The 3,039-nt window shown below is 73.3% G+C and carries 3 protein-coding genes; all 3 read right to left on the bottom strand.

The window, feature by feature from the left end:
• On the bottom strand, positions 1 to 437 hold a 437-nt coding region (locus VFE05_09250; GenBank protein ID HET6230242.1), incomplete at its 3' end, for a hypothetical protein.
• 243 nt (positions 438 to 680) lie between these two features.
• On the bottom strand, positions 681 to 2,312 hold the full coding sequence (locus VFE05_09245; GenBank protein HET6230241.1) for an ATP-binding protein: 1,632 nt from the start codon (positions 2,310 to 2,312) through the stop codon (positions 681 to 683).
• A 56-nt stretch (positions 2,313 to 2,368) separates the two neighbouring features.
• Positions 2,369 to 3,039 (bottom strand): response regulator transcription factor (locus tag VFE05_09240; GenBank protein ID HET6230240.1); only part of this gene is annotated, 671 nt, incomplete at its 5' end.

The following is a 3,039-nucleotide window of genomic DNA, read 5'->3' as shown; positions in this document are numbered from 1 at the left end:
GCCAGCTTCCACGCATGCCACGCGGCCGGCAGCACGCTGAACACCTGGTCCGCGCCGCTGGCGATGGACACCGAGATGGTGAGCACGTAGTCCACCAGCAACGCCGCGCCGGACACGACGCCGAAGCGCGGCCCCAGCAGCTCGCTGGCGACCACGTACCCGCCGCCGCCGAACGGGAAGCGCCGGATGATCTGCGAGTACGCGACGGAGATGACGAGCACCGTGAGCGTGGTCGCCAGCGCGAGCGCGACCGCCAGGTACGTGTGCTCCCCCAGCGCCCGAAACGCCTCGTCCGGCCCGTACGCGGAAGACGACAGGCCGTCCGCCCCCAGCCCCACCCACGCGAGCAGAGCGACCAGGGCGATGCTGTGGTACGTGCGGGGGTCCTGCACGTCGCGCGGCTTCCCCAGCACCGCGTCCTTTATCCGTGACGGCATCGGTAGATGTTCGTGGTTCGACGTTGGATGTCTTCGCCCTGTCTCGCCAGCCCCGATCTCGACCGAACTCGGGCGGCGCGAGATGACCACCAACCCTGTCCCGCTTGCGGGGGAGGGCGCGAGCCTGAGCGAGCGGGAGAGGGCGCCGCAGACATCCGCGACAACACTTCGCCCCCCGCGCCTTGAGAGTGGCACGGGGGGCGTGAAGAACGCACAAAGAATCCGGGCGGCGGCGTTAAGAAGTCACAAAGACAGCCTCGCCAGCTCCTCCGGCGGCACGGCGGCGACGGAGAGGGTGAAGACGGAGCCGCCGCCGGGGCGCGGCTCGTACGCCACGCCGCCGCCCTGCGCCTCCGCCAGCCGCCGCGCCAGCGCCAGGCCGATGCCGCTGCCCGGTGCCGTGCCGCCGTCGCCTCGGTAGAACTCCTCGAACACGTGCTCGCGGTCGCCCGCGGCGACACCCGGCCCGCGGTCCGCGACGACGAACGCGAGGCGCCCGTCCGCCGCGCGGACCGCGATCTCCACCGCCGCGTCCGCAGGCGAATACTTCAGCGCGTTGTCCACAAGGTTCACCAGCACGTGCAGCGTGTGCACGAAATCGAAGCGCCCCACCAGCAGCTGGCCCGGCTCCACCGAGGCATCCACGCGCCGGTCCGGCCACACCGCGGCGATCTGCTGGAGCGCGGCGCCCAGCACGTCCTCGGCCGCGGCGAGCTCCGGGCGGATGGGCAGCGCCCCGGCGTTGAGGCGGGCGAGGTCGAGCAGATCGGCCACGAAGCGGTTCAGCCGGTCCGCCTCCGTCTCCACCACGTGGGCCCGCTCGTCGCCGCCGGCGGCAAGTTCGTGCGCCAGCGCCTTGATGGTGGTGAGCGGAGTGCGCAGGTCGTGAGACACGGCGGCGAGCAGCGCGTCCTTGAGCCGGTCGGCCTCGCGCAGCGACTCGGTGTGCAGCGCCGCGTCGGCCAGGCGCACGCGCTCCAGCCCCAGCGCCGCGTAGTACGCCAGCGCCTCCGCGAAGCGGCGCTGGCGCGCGTCCAGGCTCAGCCCGCCCGCCGTCTCCAGCCGCAGCACGCCCACTGGCTTGCCCTGCACCCGCAGCGGCAGCAGCCAGCTCCGCGCATCCGTGCCCATCAGCAGCTCCGGCGTGGTCACCGTCGCCCCGTCGTCCCACTCCGCGGAATCCAGCGCCCGCATCGCATCCGCCGAACCGGCCGGGTCGATGGGCTCCGGCGCACGCGTGGAATCCCCCGGGTCGATGGACGGCCCGGCATCACCGGGACGCTGTTCATCCACCGCATCCGATTGCGAGCTTTCGGGATGTGTGGATGGAGAGGGCGGATGGCCCGTCCCCCGTGCCGAATGCGTTTCGGGAGATGGGGCTGGATGCGAAGCGGAGCTGCTGGCGACGCGGCGGAGGCGGGCGCCGGGCTCGTCGCGCAGGTAGATCTCGCAAAGGTCCACGCCCAGGCCGGCGCGGATCACACCGGCGATGGCGACCACCGCGTCCCGCGCGCGCGGCGCCTTCAACGTCTCGGCGCCCAGCGTGGCGAGCTGGTCGATCTCCTCGGCGCGCCGGCGGGCCTCGTCCGCCTGTGACTGCGCGCGGTGGAGGAGCTGCGCGGCGACGGCGGCGGTCGCCACGAAGGCCAGCAGCACCAGCCAGTCCACCGGGTTGCGGACGGCCAGCGTGTAGTAGGGATGGAGGACGAAGAAGTTGAACGCGAGGAAGCAGAGCGCCGACAGCCCCAGCCCCACGCGCCGCCCGCCGCGCGCGCTGGCGCCCAGCACCACCAGCAGGTAAGCCAGCGCCACGTGCGCCTCGCCGATGCGCGGCCGCTCGGCGAGCAGCCCCGCGGTGAGCGCGGCCGCAGCCACGGCCCACAGCGCGGCCTCGCGCGCGGCGCGGCGATGCGGGGACGGAGCGGCGGCGCTCAGGCGGGCTCCTCGAAGCGGTAGCCCACGCCCGGCTCGGTCACGATCAGGCGCGGGCGCAGCGAGTCGGCCTCGATCTTCCGGCGCAGGTTGGCCACGTGCACGCGCAGGTACTGCTGCGGGTCGCCGTCCGAGCGATTCCACACCGCGCGGAAGAGCTGCGCGTGCGTGAGCGTCCGCCCGCGCTGCCGCACGAAGGCGCGCAGCAGGTCCCACTCGATGGGCGTGAGGTGCACGGCCTGGCCCGCGCGCTCCAGCCGCCGCCGCGCCACGTCGATCACCACCTCACCGCACGCCAGCAGCTCCGGCTGGCCATCGGACGAGGTCCGCGCGCGACGAAGCTGGGCACGGACGCGAGCGCACAGCTCCGCCGGGTTGAACGGCTTGGTCACGTAGTCGTCCGCGCCCGCGTCCAGCAGCTCCACCTTCTCGTGGTCCGAGTGCCGTGCGGAGAGGACGACGATGGGCACGGTGGACCACTTCCGCACCTCCGCGCAGACCTGGATCCCGGGCCGGTCCGGCAGCCCCAGGTCCAGCACGATCAGCGACGGCCTCTCCGCCGCCGCCAAGTCGATTCCCTCGCCCGCCGTGGCAGCCTCGATCACGCGCACGGACTCGCTTTGCAACGCGTTCCGGATCGCGCGGCGCACCTGCGGCTCGTCGTCCACCA

It is taken from the genome of Longimicrobiaceae bacterium (assembly GCA_035696245.1).
GTDB lineage: Bacteria > Gemmatimonadota > Gemmatimonadetes > Longimicrobiales > Longimicrobiaceae > DASRQW01.
Note: the sequence above shows the minus strand (reverse complement) of the source record. Positions and strands in the feature narration are given on the sequence as shown.